Raw genomic sequence first — 13,967 nt, forward strand, 5'->3', positions numbered from 1 at the left:
GAGGACCTGCCTGGTTCCGCAGGACCCGCGCGGGACCGACTCGCCCGAGGAGTCTAGGGGTCACCCGGTCGGGGCCGGGGGATCCTCCTCGTCCAGGGCGGGTTGCCACGCCGCCCCCACCGCGTCCGGCGGCGGGGTCAGGCCGAGGTGCGCCCACGTCTGCGGCAGGGCGATCCGCCCGCGCGGAGTCCGCCCCAGCAGCCCCTCGCGCACCAGGAACGGCTCGGCGACCGTCTCGACGGTCTCGGCCTCCTCCCCCACGACCACGGCCAGCGTCGACAGGCCCACCGGCCCCCCGCCGAAGCGGCGGCACAGGGCGTCCAGGACGGCGCGGTCGAGGCGGTCCAGGCCGCGCTCGTCGACCTCGTACACCGCCAGCGCGGCCCGCGCGGCCGCGCGGTCCACGATCCCGGACCCCCGCACCTGGGCCCAGTCCCGGACCCGCCGCAGCAGCCGGTTGGCGATGCGCGGCGTCCCGCGCGAGCGGCGGCCGATCTCGGCGGCCCCCTCGGCGGTCAGCTGCACCCCCAGCAGGGAGGCGCTGCGGCGCAGCACCTGCACGAGCTCCTCGGCGGTGTAGAAGTCGAGGTACCCGGTGAAGCCGAACCGGTCGCGCAGCGGTGCCGGCAGCAGCCCCACGCGCGTCGTGGCCCCCACCAGCGTGAAGCGCGGCAGCTCCAGCGGGATCGCCGTCGCGCCCGGGCCCTTGCCGACGACGACGTCGACCCGGAAGTCCTCCATCGCGATGTAGAGCATCTCCTCGGCCGGGCGCGCCATCCGGTGGATCTCGTCGAGGAACAGCACCTCGCCCTCGTCCAGGGAGCTCAGCACCGCGGCCAGGTCCCCGGCGTGCTGGATCGCCGGCCCGCTGGACTGCCGCAGCGGCGCCCCCATCTCCTCCGCGACGATCATCGCCAGCGTCGTCTTGCCCAGCCCGGGCGGGCCGGAGAACAGGACGTGGTCGCTCGGGGCCTGCCGGGCGCGGGCCGCGTCCAGCACGAGGGACAGCTGCTCGCGCACGACCTTCTGCCCGACGAACTCGTCGAGGCCGCGCGGGCGCAGGGCGGACTCGGCCGCGCGCTCGCGCTCGTCGGCCCCCGTGGTCACCAGACGGTCCTCCATCAGCGGCCCGACAGGTGGCGCAGGGCCGCGCGCAGGGTGGCGGCGACGTCCAGGTCGGCCGGGGCGTCCCCGTCGGGGCCGCCGAGCACGACGTCGACGACGTCGCCGGCCTGCTTGAGCGGGTACCCCAGGCCGACGAGCGCCTCGACGACCTGGTCCTTGCGGGCGTCGCCGGCCGGGACGGCCGCCGGCGCCGGGGCCGCGCCCACCGGCGGGCCCAGCCGGTCCCCCAGCTCCAGGCAGATGCGCTGCGCGGTCTTGCGCCCGATGCCGGGGACCCGCACGAGCGCCGCGTGGTCCTCGGCGGCCACGGCGGCGCGGATCCCGTCGGGGCGGTGGACGGCGAGCATCGCCAGCGCCATCTTCGGCCCGACGCCGGAGGCGGTCTGGACGACCTCGAAGACCTCCTTCTCGTCGGCGTCGGCGAACCCGAACAGCGTCAGGGAGTCCTCGCGCACCACCAGCGTGGTGTGCAGCAGCGCCTCCTCGCCGACGCGCAGGCCGGCCAGGGTCGCCGGGGCGGCCAGGACGAGCATGCCGACCCCCCCGACCTCCACGACCGCCGAGTCCAGCCGCACCGCGAGCACCTGCCCGCGCACCGACGCGATCACCACACCTCCAGGGACGGACGAACGTTTGTACGAGAGGCTAGACGCCCCCGCCGACACGACCCCCCAGGCGCGCCGCCGCGGGGCCGGGTGCAGAGTGCGACCGTGAGCCACGAGCAGCACGCCAACCCGCGCCAGAACGTCACCTTCGACGCCCCGGGCACCGAGACCGGGCACGCCCACGGCTACCTGCGCACGCCGGCCTCCGGCCGCGGGCCCGGCGTCGTCGTGATCCAGGAGTGGTGGGGCCTGACCGACCACGTCGTCGCCGTCGTCGACCGGTTCGCCGCCGAGGGCTTCGTCGCCCTGGCCCCGGACCTGTACGGCGGCCGCACGACCCACGACTCCGCCGAGGCGGCGCGGTTCCTCGCCGAGCTGCCGCCCGAGCGCGCGGCCCGCGACCTCGCCGGCGCCGTGACGTACCTGCTGGACCGGCCGGAGACCACCTCCGCCGCGGTCGGCGCCGTGGGCTTCTGCATGGGCGGCGCGTTCGTCCTCACGCTGGCCGCGCAGCAGGGCGAGCGGGTCGGCGCGGCCGTCCCCTGGTACGGCGTCCCCGGCCCGGGCACCGACTACTCCGGGCTGCGGGCCGCGGTGCTGGGCCACTACGGGCAGGAGGACACCTCCGTCCCCCTCGAGGCCGTCCGCGCCACCGCGCAGCGCATCCGCGAGCAGGCGGAGGTCGAGGTGACGATGCACGAGTACCCCGCCCCGCACGCCTTCTACAACGACGAGCGGCCCAGCTACCGCCGCGAGTCCGCCGAGCTGGCCTGGGAGCGGACGACGACGTTCCTGCGCGGGCGCCTCGCGGCCGCCTCGGCCTCGGCGTAGGCGTTCCGGCGCCCCGTCACCAGGGCGGTGCGGGCGGCGGCCTCCAGCCGGGAGGTCCCCCCGCCGCGCCACAGGTGGCACAGCGCCAGGGCGAGGGCGTCGGCGGCGTCGGCCGGTCGCGGGGGCGCGTCGAGACCGAGGATGCGGGTGACCATGACGGTGACCTGCTCCTTGTCGGCGCGCCCGTTGCCGGTGACCGCGGCCTTGACCTCGCTGGGGGTGTGCATCGCGACGGGCAGCCCGCGGCGGGCGGCCGCCACGAGCACCAGCCCGGCGGCCTGCGCGGTCCCCATCACCGAGCGCACGTTGGACTGCGCGAAGACCCGCTCGACGGCCACCACGTCGGGGCGGTGCTCGTCCAGCCAGGCGTCCAGCCCCTCGCTGATGGCCAGCAACCGGGCCTCGACGGGGTCCGTCGCGGGGGTGCGGACGACCCCGACGCCGACCATCGCGGCCCGCCGGGCCGTCGCGACGGTGTCCACCACCCCGATCCCGCAACGGGTCAGCCCAGGGTCGACCGCCAGCACGCGCACGGCCCCCACGATGGCACGAAGCCGGCGTGGGGGCCGTGACCGGTCCGCGCGCGGGGTGTCAGGCGTCCTCGAGGGCCGCCAGGACGTCGTCGGAGACGTCGTAGTTCGCGTAGACGTTCTGCACGTCGTCGCAGTCGTCGAGGGCGTCGATGAGCCGGAACACCTTGGCCGCGCCCTCGGCGTCCAGCGGGACCTGCACGCTGGGCACGAAGCTGTTGTCGGCCGAGTCGTACTCGATCCCGGCCTCCTTCAGCGCGTCGCGGACGGCGCCGAGGTCGGTGGCCTCGCTGACGACCTCGAAGGTGTCGCCCTGGTCGGTGACCTCCTCGGCGCCGGCCTCGAGCACCGCGGTGAGCACGTCGTCCTCGGTGAGGGTGGTGCCCTCCTTGCCGACCACGACGACGCCCTTGCGGCTGAACATGTAGGCCACCGAGCCGGGGTCGGCCAGCGAGCCGCCGTTGCGGGTCATCGCGGTGCGGACCTCCATGGCGGCCCGGTTCTTGTTGTCGGTCAGGCACTCGACCAGCAGGGCGACGCCGTTGGGGCCGTAGCCCTCGTACGTGATCGTCTGCCAGTCGGCGCCACCGGCCTCGGCCCCCGAGCCGCGCTTGACGGCGCGGTCGATGTTGTCGGCCGGCACCGAGGTCTTCTTCGCCTTCTGGATGGCGTCGTAGAGCGTCGGGTTGCCGGCCGGGTCGCCGCCGCCGGTGCGGGCCGCGACCTCGATGTTCTTGATGAGCCGAGCGAAGCTCTTGGCGCGCTTGGCGTCGACGACGGCCTTCTTGTGCTTGGTCGTCGCCCACTTGGAGTGGCCGGACATGTGCTTCCCTCCGCCTCGCTGAAACCTGGCCGTTCGAAAAACGTGTGTGCCCGCTCAGAGGCGCTGCCGCACCATCGCCACGAAGTGGCGGTGCACCCGGTCGTCCCCGGTGATCTCCGGGTGGAACGACGTGGCCAGCAGGGCGCCCTGCCGCACGGCGACGATCCTACCCGCGGCGGGCCCGGAGCCCAGTCGGCCGACCACCTCGACGTCCGGCCCGGCCTCCTCGACCCACGGCGCCCGGATGAAGACGGCGTCCACGGGCGGCCCGTCGCCGGTGATCCCGGTCAGCTCCAGGTCCTCCTCCCAGGAGTCCACCTGGCGGCCGAAGGCGTTGCGGCGCACCGTGACGTCGAGGCCGCCGAGTGTCTGCTGGTCGCGCGCGCCGTCCAGCAGGCGGTCGGCCAGCAGGATCATCCCCGCGCACGAGCCGTACACCGGCAGCCCGTCGGCGATCCGGGCGCGCAGGGCGTCGCGCAGCTCGAAGACGCGCAGCAGCCGGTCGATCGTGGTGGACTCCCCGCCGGGCAGGACCAGCCCGTCCACGTCCTCCAGCTCCGAGCGCCGCCGCACGCGCACCGCGCGCGCCCCGCCGGCCTCCAGCGCGGCCACGTGCTCGCGCACGTCGCCCTGCAGGGCCAGGACGCCGACGGTGGGGTGCGGTGCGGTCACCGCGGCAGCGTAGGGGGTGGGCGGGTCCTCACCAGCTCCCCCCGCCCAGCAGGGCCGTGGGGACCGCCCGCACGCGCCGCCCGTCCTCCAGCAGGGCCCCCATCCGCTTGAGGCTGGACAGCACGACGGAGCGGTCGACCACCTCCAGCGCCGGTTCGAGCGCGGCGAGCCGGTGCTCGATGGCCTGCAGGTGGGACATGCCGCGCAGCCACACGGTGAGGTGGAGGTTGACGCTGCCCGCCACGACGGTGCACGAGCGGGCCTCGGGCAGCCCGGCGCCGAACTCCGTCCCGTCGTCCCACGCCCCGGCGGCCAGCTCGCTCAGCCGGGCCGCGGGCAGCCGGCACCACAGGACCCCGGCCATCGGCCAGCCCGCCTCCGGGGCGGAGACCTCGCAGCGGACGGTCACAGCCGGTGAGCGCAGGACGCGCGCCAGGTCGCGGCGGACGGTGCTCAGGCTGGAACGCGCCCCGTCCCCCTCGTCGCGCAGGCGCTCCTGCAGCTCGGTCGCGGTGACGCGCCCGTCCACGGTCAGCGCCGCCACCACCCGCTCGTCGAACGGGGCCGGACGCGCCCCCGGGGCCGGGGGCGGCGGGGCCGCCTCGCGCAGTCGCCTGCGCTGCTGCGGGTCCAGGGTCCCCAGCCGCCACGTGCTGCCGTGCCGGACGGGTCGCAGCACCGGCAGCGCCCGCTGCCGCACGACCCCGGGCAGCGAGCCGATCCGTTCGCCGAGGTAGCGCTCCAGGGAGGCCGCCCCGTCGGTGCGCAGCAGCAGCAGGACGTCGTAGTCGCCGGTGATCGAGTGGACGGTGAGCACCTGCTGGTCCTCGGCGAGGTCGCGCGCGACCCGCTGGACCTGCCCGGGCCGGCAGCGGACCTGCACGTGCGTCAGGGCCATCTCCTCCAGCGCCCGCGCCGAGGGAACCAGGGCCGTCCACGCCCGGCCGGTGGACTCCAGCCGCTGCCAGCGGCGGGCCAGCGAGGCCGGGGAACGGTCCAGCACCTCCCCCAGCTGCACCCAACTGGCGCGCGGGGCGATCTGCAGCGCCTCCACCAGCTCCAGGTCCGCTTCGCTCAACACGACCGGATCCGCCTCCTGACTGCCGTTGCGTGGCACTATCCGCCACTTCGGGCCACGAGACTGCCACGACCCGCAGGGTGGGTCGTCACCAGCCGCCGGGGCGCCCCGCCCGCGGCCCTCCCGCGTCCCGACCCCGAGGAGCCTCGTGTCCGCGTCCACGACCGCGCGTCCCTCGCCCGCCGCACGCGCCTTCGACCGCGTCCTGCTCGGCATCGAGCGGGCCGGCAACGCCTTGCCGCACCCGTTCTTCCTGTTCTGCTACCTGTTCGTCGCGATCGCGCTGGCCTCCAGCGCGATGGCGTGGGCGGGAGCCACCGTCACCGTGCCCGGCAGCGACGAGGTCCTGCCCGTGCAGGGGTTCCTGTCCACCGAGGGCGTCCTGTGGCTGCTGTCGAGCTTCGCGACCAACTTCTCCTCCTTCCCGCCGTTCGGCACCGTGCTGATGATGCTGATGGCGGTCGGCGTGGCGGAGCGGTCCGGGCTGCTCGGGGCGGCGGTGACCGCGGTCTTCGGCCGCGCCCCCCGCCGCGTCGTGCCCTACGCCGTCGCGCTGGTCGCCTGCCAGGGGCACGTCATGAGCGACGTCGCCACGATCGTGCTGCCCCCGCTGGCCGCCCTGGTGTTCCTGAAGGCGGGCCGGCACCCGGTGGCCGGGATGATCGGCACCTTCGCCTGCGTCGTGGCCGGGTACTCCGGCGGCGTCCTGGTCGGCGTCCTGGACACGCTCCTGCACGGCATCACCGTCGAGGCCGCCTCGGTGCTGCCCGGCGCGGACGTGTCCGACCTGAACGTCCTCATGAACATCGCCTTCACCGCCACCTCGGGGATCGTGCTGGGTCTGCTGGGCGGCTTCCTCATCGACCGCGTCCTCGAACCGCGCCTGGGCGCCTTCGACGCGGCCGCCTCGAGCGCGGCCACCGACGACCTCGGCAGCCTGCACCTGGAACCGGCGCAGCGCCGCGGCCTGCTGGCGAGCGTCGCCGTCCTCGTCGTCTACCTCGGCGGCCTGGCGCTCGCGTGGCTGTGGCCGGGCAGTCCCCTCCAGGGCGAGGGCGGCACCCTGGTGCCCTCACCGCTGCTCAGCGGGGTCATCCCGGTGATCTTCGGCGCGTTCCTGCTCGCCGGGACCGTCTACGGGGTGGTCGCCAGGACGCTGCCCGGGCGCGACGCCCTGCCGGCGGTCATGGCCGAATCGGTGAAGACCATGGCCGGGTACGTCGTCCTCATCTTCGTCATCGCCCAGGCCATCGCCCTCTTCAGCTGGTCCAACCTCGGGTCCTGGCTCGCCGTCGAGGGGGCCGCGCTGCTGGAGTCGGTGGGGCTGACGGGGTTCACCGCCGTCGTGCTGTTCGTGCTGCTGGTGTTCACGCTGAACCTCGTCATCACGTCCGGGTCGGCGCTGTGGTCGCTGGTCGCCCCGGTGTTCGTGCCCGCGTTCATGCTGCTCGGCTACGACCCGGCGCTAACCCAGGCCGCGTTCCGCATCGGCGACTCGGCGTCCTCCCCGTTGAGCCCGCTCAACCCCTACCTGGTCATCCTGCTGACCCTCGTCCAGCGCTGGGAACCCGGGGCGAAGCTGGGGACGGTGATGTCGCGCATGGCGGTGTTCGTGCTGCCCTTCCTCGTCGTGTGGCTGGTGATCCTCGGCCTGTTCTTCGCCTTCGACCTGCCCCTGGGCCCCGGCGGCTCGATCCGCCTGCCCGAGTGACCACCCCGACCCCTCTGGAGACCACCGTGAACCGCGACGACCTCGTGCGGTTGCGCCGCGACCTGCACCGCCACGCCGAACCGGGCTTCTGCGAGATCCGCACCGCGTGGCGGGTCGAGACCGAGCTCGCCGGGCTGCCGCTGACGCTGCGCACCGGCGCCGGGGCGATGGACCTGCGTGACGTGTCCGGCTACCCCGACGCCGCCGAGCGCGCCGCCTGGGCCGAGCGGGCCGTGGCCGCCGGGACCCCCGCCGACCGGGCCGCGTTCTTCCGCGACCACGGCACCGCCCTCGTCGCGGAGATCACCGGGGACCGGCCCGGCCCGGTGTGGGGGCTGCGCTGCGACGTGGACGCCCTGGGCGTCACCGAGTCCACCGCCGCGCACCACGCCCCGCAGCGGGAGGGGTTCAGGTCCACGACGGGCCAGATGCACGCCTGCGGCCACGACGCGCACACCGCGATCGGGGTGGGCCTGCTGCACCGGCTGGCCGACCGCGACTTCCCCGGGACGCTGCGCCTGGTGTTCCAGCCCGCCGAGGAGGGGGTGCGCGGCGCCCGGCCGATGGTCGCCGCGGGCGTCGTGGCCGGTGTCGAGAGGATGCTCGCCGTCCACGTCGGCCTGGACCTGCCGGTGGGCACCGTCGTCGGTGGGGCGACCGGGGCGCTGGCGACGACGAAGTTCGCCGTGGAGTTCACCGGGGAGGCCGCTCACGCCGCGGCTGCTCCGGAACGGGGGCGCAACGCCCTGGCCGCCGCCGCGAGCGCGACGCTGACCCTGCTGGGCCTGCCGCGGCACAGCGCCGGGGAGACCCGCGTGAACGTCGGCACCCTCCACGCCGGTGGCGGGGCGAACATCGTGCCCGCGAGCGCCCGGCTGACCTTCGAGGTCCGCGGCAGCACCGACCGCGCCCACGAGGACCTGCGGGACATGGCGCTGCGGGCCGTGCGCGGGGCGGCGGCGACCTACGGCGTGGAGGTGGCGGTGGAGGTCACGGGCGCGGCGGCGGGCACCGTCCCCGACGACGCGGTGATCGACCTGGTGGAACTGGCCGTGAAGGACGTGCCGGAGACGGCCGGGCACGCGCTGGAGTTCCGCCGCACGCACACCATGTCCGGCAGCGACGACGCGACGCTGTTCATGCGGCACGTGCAGGACGCCGGCGGGACGGCCGCCTACGTCCTGGTGGGCGGGGGGAACCCCGGCCCGCACCACCACGCCGAGTTCGACGTCGACGAGGACTGCCTCGTGGTGGCCGTGGACGTCCTGGAGCGGCTGGTGCGGCGCGGCTGACCGGCGACGGGCCGGGGTTCACTCGATGGTGAGCGGGTCCCCGGCCCAGGCGGGCGGCAGCCGCGCCAGGAGCCCGGCGAGGTCGGGCGGGTAGTGCGTGACCCCGGCTGCGGTGAGCTCGGTCGGTGCCCACCAGCGCGACTCGCTGACGGAGGCGCGCTCGAGGTCCGTCCATCCGGAGCGGTCCACCTCGAAACCCTCCGCGACGCGCAGGACGAAGAACTCCTCGTCCTGGCGGCACGCCGCTCCGAGGAAGTCGAAGTCGGCGCTGCGGACCCACACCGGGCCGTCGAGGGCGGCGGGGTCGACGACCAGCCCGGTCTCCTCGCGCAGCTCCCGGGCGGCGGCATCGCGGGAGTCCTCCCCCGGCGCGCGGCCACCGCCCACGGTGAACCACCAGTCGGTGCCGGGGCGGGCGGGGTCGGTCCCCCGCAGCAGCAGGACGCGCCCGGCGTCGTCGAGCAGGACGACGCGGGACGCGCTGCGGGTGCGGCGGCCGTCGGGGCCGTGGCCCCACTCCGGCCCCAGGGGGTCGGTCACCAGCCGCGGGTGGCCAGCCGGTGCGGTTCGGGGATGGCCTCGACGTTCAGCCCGACCATGGCCTCGCCCAGGCCGCGGGAGACCTTGGCGACGACGTCGGGGTCGTCGTGGAACGTGGTGGCCTTGACGATGGCCTCGGCGCGCTGGGCGGGGTTGCCGGACTTGAAGATGCCGGAGCCGACGAAGACCCCGTCGGCGCCCAGCTGCATCATCATCGCCGCGTCGGCGGGCGTCGCGATGCCCCCGGCGGTGAACAGGACGACGGGCAGCTTGCCGGTCTCGGCGACCTCCTTCACCAGGTCGTACGGCGCGGCCATCTCCTTGGCCGCGACGTACACCTCGTCGGGGGACATCGAGCGCAGCCGGTTCAGCTCGGCGCGGATGGTCCGCATGTGCGTCACGGCGTTCGAGACGTCACCGGTGCCGGCCTCGCCCTTGGAGCGGATCATCGCCGCGCCCTCGGTGATGCGCCGCAGCGCCTCGCCGAGGTTCGTGGCCCCGCACACGAACGGGACGGTGAAGGCGTGCTTGTCGATGTGGTGCGCGTAGTCGGCGGGGGTGAGGACCTCGGACTCGTCGACGTAGTCCACGCCGAGGGACTGCAGCACCTGCGCCTCGACGAAGTGCCCGATGCGGGCCTTGGCCATGACGGGGATGGACACCGCGTCGATGATCTGCTCGATCATGTCGGGGTCGGACATCCGGGACACCCCGCCCTCGGCGCGGATGTCGGCGGGGACGCGTTCGAGGGCCATGACGGCGACAGCCCCGGCGTCGGCGGCGATCCTGGCCTGCTCGGCGGTGACGACGTCCATGATGACGCCGCCCTTGAGCATCTCGGCCATCCCGCGCTTGACGCGGCTGGTCCCGACGCTGGGGCCGTTGCTCGTGCTGTCGGTGCTCACCGGGTCGTCGCCTCGCGATCGTTCGGACGGTTCAGGGGGCGTCATCCTACGACCCGGCGGCACCGCCGCCCCCACCGCGGAACTCGTCGAGGAAGTCGGCCGTTTCCGGCACCCGGGCCCGCCCGGCGAGGTGCGCCCAGCGCACGATCCGCTTGCCCCGCAACCGGCGCGTCTGCACGACGGCGTCGTTGTGGAAGCGGCGCGCGAGCTGCGCGCGGCGGGCCGCGTCGGCCACCCGGACCAGCCCCGGCCCGTCGCTGGGGGGCAGCGCCGCGGTCAGCGCGCGGGTCAGGTCGCTCTCGGCGCGCCAGCGCTGGGCGTCGTCGGCGTCGCTGGCCTCGCGCAGCGCGGCGGGGGTGCGGGGGGCGTCGAGCGCGGCCGCGGCGGCGTCGGCCAGCACGAGGGCGGAGGCGGGGTCCAGCTCCCCGGAGGTGGCGTACTCCAGGGCCGCGGCGGCCCGCCGGGTCAGCTCGGCGTCGAGGGCGGCGCGGCTGGTCTCCACGCGCCGGTGCAGCCGGTCCACGCGCTGGGCGGTCGCCGACAGCCACCCCGCCAGCGCGGCCAGCACCAGCAGCCCGGCCAGGGTCCAGACGAGGGCCGTCACCGGGGCCTCACCGGGTCCCGGCCGCGACGGTCTCGTAGACGGCCAGGACCTCCGCGGCCACGACCGACCAGTCGTAGCGGCCGGCGGCGGCCTGCCCGGCCCGGGCGAGGCGGTCGCGGGCGGGCCGGTCGCGCAGCAGCGCCAGGACCGTCGCGGCGGCGGCCTCGGCGTTCCCCGCCTCGAACAGGGCCCCGTGCGCCCCCTCGCCCAGGACGCGGCGGAAGGCGCCCAGGTCGGCGGCGGCGACGGCGGCCCCGGCGGCCATGGCCTCCACGAGCACGATGCCGAAGCTCTCCCCGCCGGTGTGCGGGGCGAGGTAGACGTCGGCGCCGGCCAGCAGCGACTGCTTGGCGCGGTCGTCGACCGGGCCGAGGAACTCCACGGCCCGCCGGTCGCCGGGGTCGGGCAGCAGCGCGCGCGCCGCCTCGACGTCACCGCGGCCGGCCACCAGGAAGCGGGTGCCGGGCAGGGCGGCCCGCACCCGGGGGACGACCTCGCACAGCAGCGGCAGGCCCTTGCGGGGCTCGTCGAGGCGCCCGACGAAGGCGACGACGGGCGCCGTGGGGGTGCCGGTCCACCCCGATCGCCGGGGGGCGCGGGCGAAGTCGGCGGTGAACACCCCGTTGGGGATGACGACGGCGTCGCCGCCGACGTGCTCGACGACGGTGCGCCGGGCGTCCTCGCTGACGGCGATGCGCGCGGAGATCTTCTCCAGGCTGGGCCGCAGCAGCGGGAACGCCGCCTGCATGGCCCGCGAGCGCAGGTTGGCGGTGTGGAACGTGGCGACGAGGGGCCCGGTGAGCTCGGGGGTGGCGGCCCACAGCGCCAGCAGCGAGGTGCTGGGCGAGAGCGGTTCGTGGACGTGCAGGACGTCGAACGCGCCGTCGGTGAGCCAGCGGCGCACCCTGGCCGCGGTCACCGGGCCGAACGAGAGCCGGGCCACGGACCCGTTGTAGGGCACGGCGACGACGCTGCCGCCGGGGTCGGCGAACGGCGGCAGCGTCGACTCGTCGTCGGCGGGGGCCAGCACGCGGACGTGGTGGCCCAGGCCGATGAGGTGCTCGGCGAGGTCGCGGACGTGGAACTGCACGCCCCCGGGGACGTCGAAGGCGTAGGGGCAGACGATGCCGATGCGCACCGTCAGCGCTCCGGGCCGGCGGGGACGAGGGGCTGCAGGACGTGCCACTCGTCGGGGTGGGCCCGCACGGCGGCGGCGACCTCGTCGGCGCAGCGCTGGGTCATGGTGGCCACGGCCCGCCGCCGGTGCCCGCGCGCGCTCTCCCCCGGCGCGGGGGCGGGGACGGGGACCTCGGGGCGGAAGTCGACGACGAGCACCCGCTCGCCGCCGCGGACCTCGTGGTGGACGCTGACGGGGACGAGCGCGGCCCCGGTGGCGAGGGCGAGGGTGGCGGGCCCGGCGGCCATCCGCACGCGCTCGCCGAGGAAGTCGACGGGCACCCCGGTGGCGGCCAGGTCGCGGTCGGCCAGCAGCGGCACGAACGCCCCCGCGCGCAGCCGGCGCAGCAGCGCCGGGAAGGTGGCGGGGTCGCCCAGGGGCAGGACCTCCATGCCGAGGGATCGGCGGAAGGCGAGGAACTCCTGGTAGACCGCCTCGGGTTCGAGCCGCTCGGCGACGGTGACGACGGGGGCGAGGTCGAGGGCCGACCAGGCCGCGGCGTGGTCCCAGTTGCCCGTGTGCCCCAGGAAGCAGACGACCCCGCGGCCGGAGGCGAGCGCGGCGCGCAGGGGGGCGGTGCCCTCGGCGCGGACGGTCCCGGTGATGCGCTGCGGCGACCACGACGGCAGCCGGAAGACGTCCAGCCAGTACCGCGCGTAGCTGCGCAGCCCGTCCCGGACGAGGGTGTCGAGCTCGGCGGCCGTGGCCTGCGGGCGGGCGAGGGACAGGTTGCGGCGCAGCTGGCGCACCCGGGGGCCGCCGCGGGCGGCGACGGCGTCGGCGAGGCGGGTGGTGGCCCGGACGGCGAGGGGTTCGGGCAGGGCGCGGGTCAGGCGCCAGCCGAGCCGGAACCCGGCGGCGGTGAGGCGCTCGCGCGCGCTCACGCGTCGGCGGCGGGGGCGGCCAGCGCCTGGCGCCGCACGGTCGTCATGCGCTGGGCGATGGTGACGAGGCTGGCGAGCGCGAGCAGGCCGAGGACGACCTGCAGGAACGGCAGCGGGACCCCGAGGCCGACGAGCCCGGCGCCCACGAGGACGGCGACGATCCGCTCGCCGCGCTCGGCGATGCCGACGTTCGCGGTGTGGCCCAGCCCCTCGGCGCGGGCCTTGACGTAGGACACGATGCTGCCCAGGACGAGGCAGGCCAGGGCCAGCCCGGCCGTCAGGTCGCTGTCGCCGCCGCGGGTGAACCACAGGACGAGGCCGGCGAAGATCGCGCCGTCGGCGAAGCGGTCGAGGCAGGAGTCCAGGTAGGCCCCCCAGCGGCCCGAGCGCCCCAGGATGCGGGCCATCGTCCCGTCGATCGTGTCGGACAGGACGAAGACGGTGATGCCCAGCGACCCCCAGAACAGGTGCCCGGTGGGGTACAGCACGAGCGCGCAGGCGACCACCCCGAGGGTGCCGACGATCGTGACCGCGTCGGGGGTGACCCCCAGCCGCAGCAGGAGGCGCGCGAGGGGGGTGAAGATCTTCGTGGCGAACGCGCGTGCGTACTTGTTGAGCATCGTCTCGAAGGGTAGGGCTCAGGCGAGGGGGTCGGTGACCCACGCCTCGGCGAGTCGTGCGCGGGTGTCCTCGAGCAGTTCGGGCAGCGCCTTGGTCCGGCCGACGACGGGCAGGAAGTTGGCGTCGCCCTGCCAGCGGGGGACGACGTGCTGGTGCAGGTGCGCGGCGATGCCCGCTCCGGCGACGGCGCCCTGGTTGACGCCGAGGTTGAACCCGGCGGGGTTCGAGGCGGCCTGCAGGGTCAGGACGGCGGAGCGGGTGAACGCCGTGAACTCGGCGAGCTCGGCGGCGTCGAGGTCGACGTAGGCCGAGACGTGCCGGTACGGGCACACCATCAGGTGACCGGGGTTGTAGGGGAACAGGTTGAGCACGGCGTAGACGTGCTCCCCGCGGTGCACGACCAGCCCCTCGGCGTCGGAGCGGCCGGGGGCCCGGCAGAACGGGCAGCTCCCGGCCTCGGCGTCGGCGGGCTTGTGCTCGCCCTGGATGTACGCCATCCGGTGCGGCGTCCACAGCCGGCCGAAGCCGTCGGGTTCGCCCGCGAAGTCCTCCGCGGGTTCGGTCCCCAC

General features: G+C 75.7%; 16 protein-coding genes. 3 read left to right on the top strand and 13 right to left on the bottom strand.

Annotation, left to right across the window (positions count from 1 at the left end):
* Window positions 1-60: 60 nt before the first annotated feature.
* Together ruvB and ruvA are read right to left on the bottom strand one after the other, a co-directional pair.
* Entirely contained in the window at window positions 61-1,122 is a 1,062-nt protein-coding gene (gene ruvB / locus ACRYM6_RS00510; protein WP_432540428.1) for a Holliday junction branch migration DNA helicase RuvB, read from the bottom strand.
* A complete protein-coding gene (ruvA, locus tag ACRYM6_RS00515) occupies window positions 1,122-1,733 on the bottom strand; it encodes a Holliday junction branch migration protein RuvA (RefSeq protein WP_432540429.1) in 612 nt (203 codons plus the stop codon). The genes ruvB and ruvA overlap by 1 nt, the downstream gene beginning before the upstream one ends.
* A gap of 102 nt (window positions 1,734-1,835) precedes the next feature.
* Here ruvA and ACRYM6_RS00520 point away from each other — a divergent pair, with 102 nt between their 5' ends.
* On the top strand, window positions 1,836-2,561 hold the full coding sequence (locus tag ACRYM6_RS00520; RefSeq protein WP_432540430.1) for a dienelactone hydrolase family protein: 726 nt from the start codon (window positions 1,836-1,838) through the stop codon (window positions 2,559-2,561).
* Here the strand turns inward: ACRYM6_RS00520 and ruvC are convergent.
* The 4 genes from ruvC to ACRYM6_RS00540 are packed head-to-tail and all read right to left on the bottom strand — an operon-like array spanning window position 2,474 to window position 5,667.
* Window positions 2,474-3,094 (bottom strand): crossover junction endodeoxyribonuclease RuvC, encoded by a 621-nt coding sequence (gene ruvC / locus ACRYM6_RS00525; RefSeq protein WP_432540431.1) that lies wholly within the window; start codon window positions 3,092-3,094, stop codon window positions 2,474-2,476. The genes ACRYM6_RS00520 and ruvC overlap by 88 nt on opposite strands.
* A gap of 58 nt (window positions 3,095-3,152) precedes the next feature.
* A complete protein-coding gene (locus ACRYM6_RS00530; RefSeq protein WP_432540432.1) occupies window positions 3,153-3,914 on the bottom strand; it encodes a YebC/PmpR family DNA-binding transcriptional regulator in 762 nt (253 codons plus the stop codon).
* A gap of 54 nt (window positions 3,915-3,968) precedes the next feature.
* On the bottom strand, window positions 3,969-4,586 hold the full coding sequence (pdxT, locus tag ACRYM6_RS00535) for a pyridoxal 5'-phosphate synthase glutaminase subunit PdxT (protein WP_432540433.1): 618 nt from the start codon (window positions 4,584-4,586) through the stop codon (window positions 3,969-3,971).
* Window positions 4,587-4,614: 28 nt separating this feature from the next.
* Window positions 4,615-5,667: an Lrp/AsnC ligand binding domain-containing protein gene (locus ACRYM6_RS00540; RefSeq protein ID WP_432540434.1), complete on the bottom strand. Its 1,053-nt coding sequence runs from the start codon at window positions 5,665-5,667 to the stop codon at window positions 4,615-4,617.
* A 145-nt stretch (window positions 5,668-5,812) separates the two neighbouring features.
* Here ACRYM6_RS00540 and ACRYM6_RS00545 point away from each other — a divergent pair, with 145 nt between their 5' ends.
* Both ACRYM6_RS00545 and ACRYM6_RS00550 read left to right on the top strand, forming a co-directional pair.
* Window positions 5,813-7,375: an AbgT family transporter gene (locus tag ACRYM6_RS00545; protein WP_432540435.1), complete on the top strand. Its 1,563-nt coding sequence runs from the start codon at window positions 5,813-5,815 to the stop codon at window positions 7,373-7,375.
* 26 nt (window positions 7,376-7,401) lie between these two features.
* The gene (locus tag ACRYM6_RS00550; RefSeq protein WP_432540436.1) at window positions 7,402-8,667 is read left to right on the top strand and encodes an amidohydrolase; all 1,266 of its coding nucleotides are present in this window, start codon (window positions 7,402-7,404) and stop codon (window positions 8,665-8,667) included.
* A gap of 18 nt (window positions 8,668-8,685) precedes the next feature.
* Here the strand turns inward: ACRYM6_RS00550 and ACRYM6_RS00555 are convergent, their stop codons facing one another.
* From ACRYM6_RS00555 to ACRYM6_RS00585, 7 genes are read right to left on the bottom strand one after another with little or no spacing between them, the layout of a single operon-like run.
* Complete coding sequence (locus ACRYM6_RS00555) at window positions 8,686-9,207, bottom strand: NUDIX hydrolase (RefSeq protein ID WP_432540437.1); 522 nt, start codon at window positions 9,205-9,207, stop codon at window positions 8,686-8,688.
* On the bottom strand, window positions 9,204-10,112 hold the full coding sequence (gene pdxS, locus ACRYM6_RS00560) for a pyridoxal 5'-phosphate synthase lyase subunit PdxS (protein WP_432540438.1): 909 nt from the start codon (window positions 10,110-10,112) through the stop codon (window positions 9,204-9,206). The genes ACRYM6_RS00555 and pdxS overlap by 4 nt, the downstream gene beginning before the upstream one ends.
* A gap of 46 nt (window positions 10,113-10,158) precedes the next feature.
* Window positions 10,159-10,716 carry a hypothetical protein gene (locus ACRYM6_RS00565; protein ID WP_432540439.1) on the bottom strand — a complete coding sequence of 186 codons (558 nt, stop codon included), beginning with the start codon at window positions 10,714-10,716 and terminating at the stop codon, window positions 10,159-10,161.
* A gap of 7 nt (window positions 10,717-10,723) precedes the next feature.
* Window positions 10,724-11,854, bottom strand: a complete 1,131-nt coding sequence (locus ACRYM6_RS00570; protein WP_432540440.1) for a glycosyltransferase family 4 protein — start codon at window positions 11,852-11,854, stop codon at window positions 10,724-10,726.
* Window positions 11,855-11,856: 2 nt separating this feature from the next.
* Window positions 11,857-12,777 carry a phosphatidylinositol mannoside acyltransferase gene (locus ACRYM6_RS00575; protein WP_432540441.1) on the bottom strand — a complete coding sequence of 307 codons (921 nt, stop codon included), beginning with the start codon at window positions 12,775-12,777 and terminating at the stop codon, window positions 11,857-11,859.
* The gene (gene pgsA / locus ACRYM6_RS00580) at window positions 12,774-13,397 is read right to left on the bottom strand and encodes a phosphatidylinositol phosphate synthase (protein ID WP_432540442.1); all 624 of its coding nucleotides are present in this window, start codon (window positions 13,395-13,397) and stop codon (window positions 12,774-12,776) included. The genes ACRYM6_RS00575 and pgsA overlap by 4 nt, the downstream gene beginning before the upstream one ends.
* Before the next feature lie 18 nt (window positions 13,398-13,415).
* A complete protein-coding gene (locus ACRYM6_RS00585; protein ID WP_432540443.1) occupies window positions 13,416-13,967 on the bottom strand; it encodes an HIT family protein in 552 nt (183 codons plus the stop codon).

Origin of the sequence: Kineococcus rugosus, assembly GCF_050871975.1 — a bacterium.
Classification (GTDB): domain Bacteria; phylum Actinomycetota; class Actinomycetes; order Actinomycetales; family Kineococcaceae; genus Kineococcus.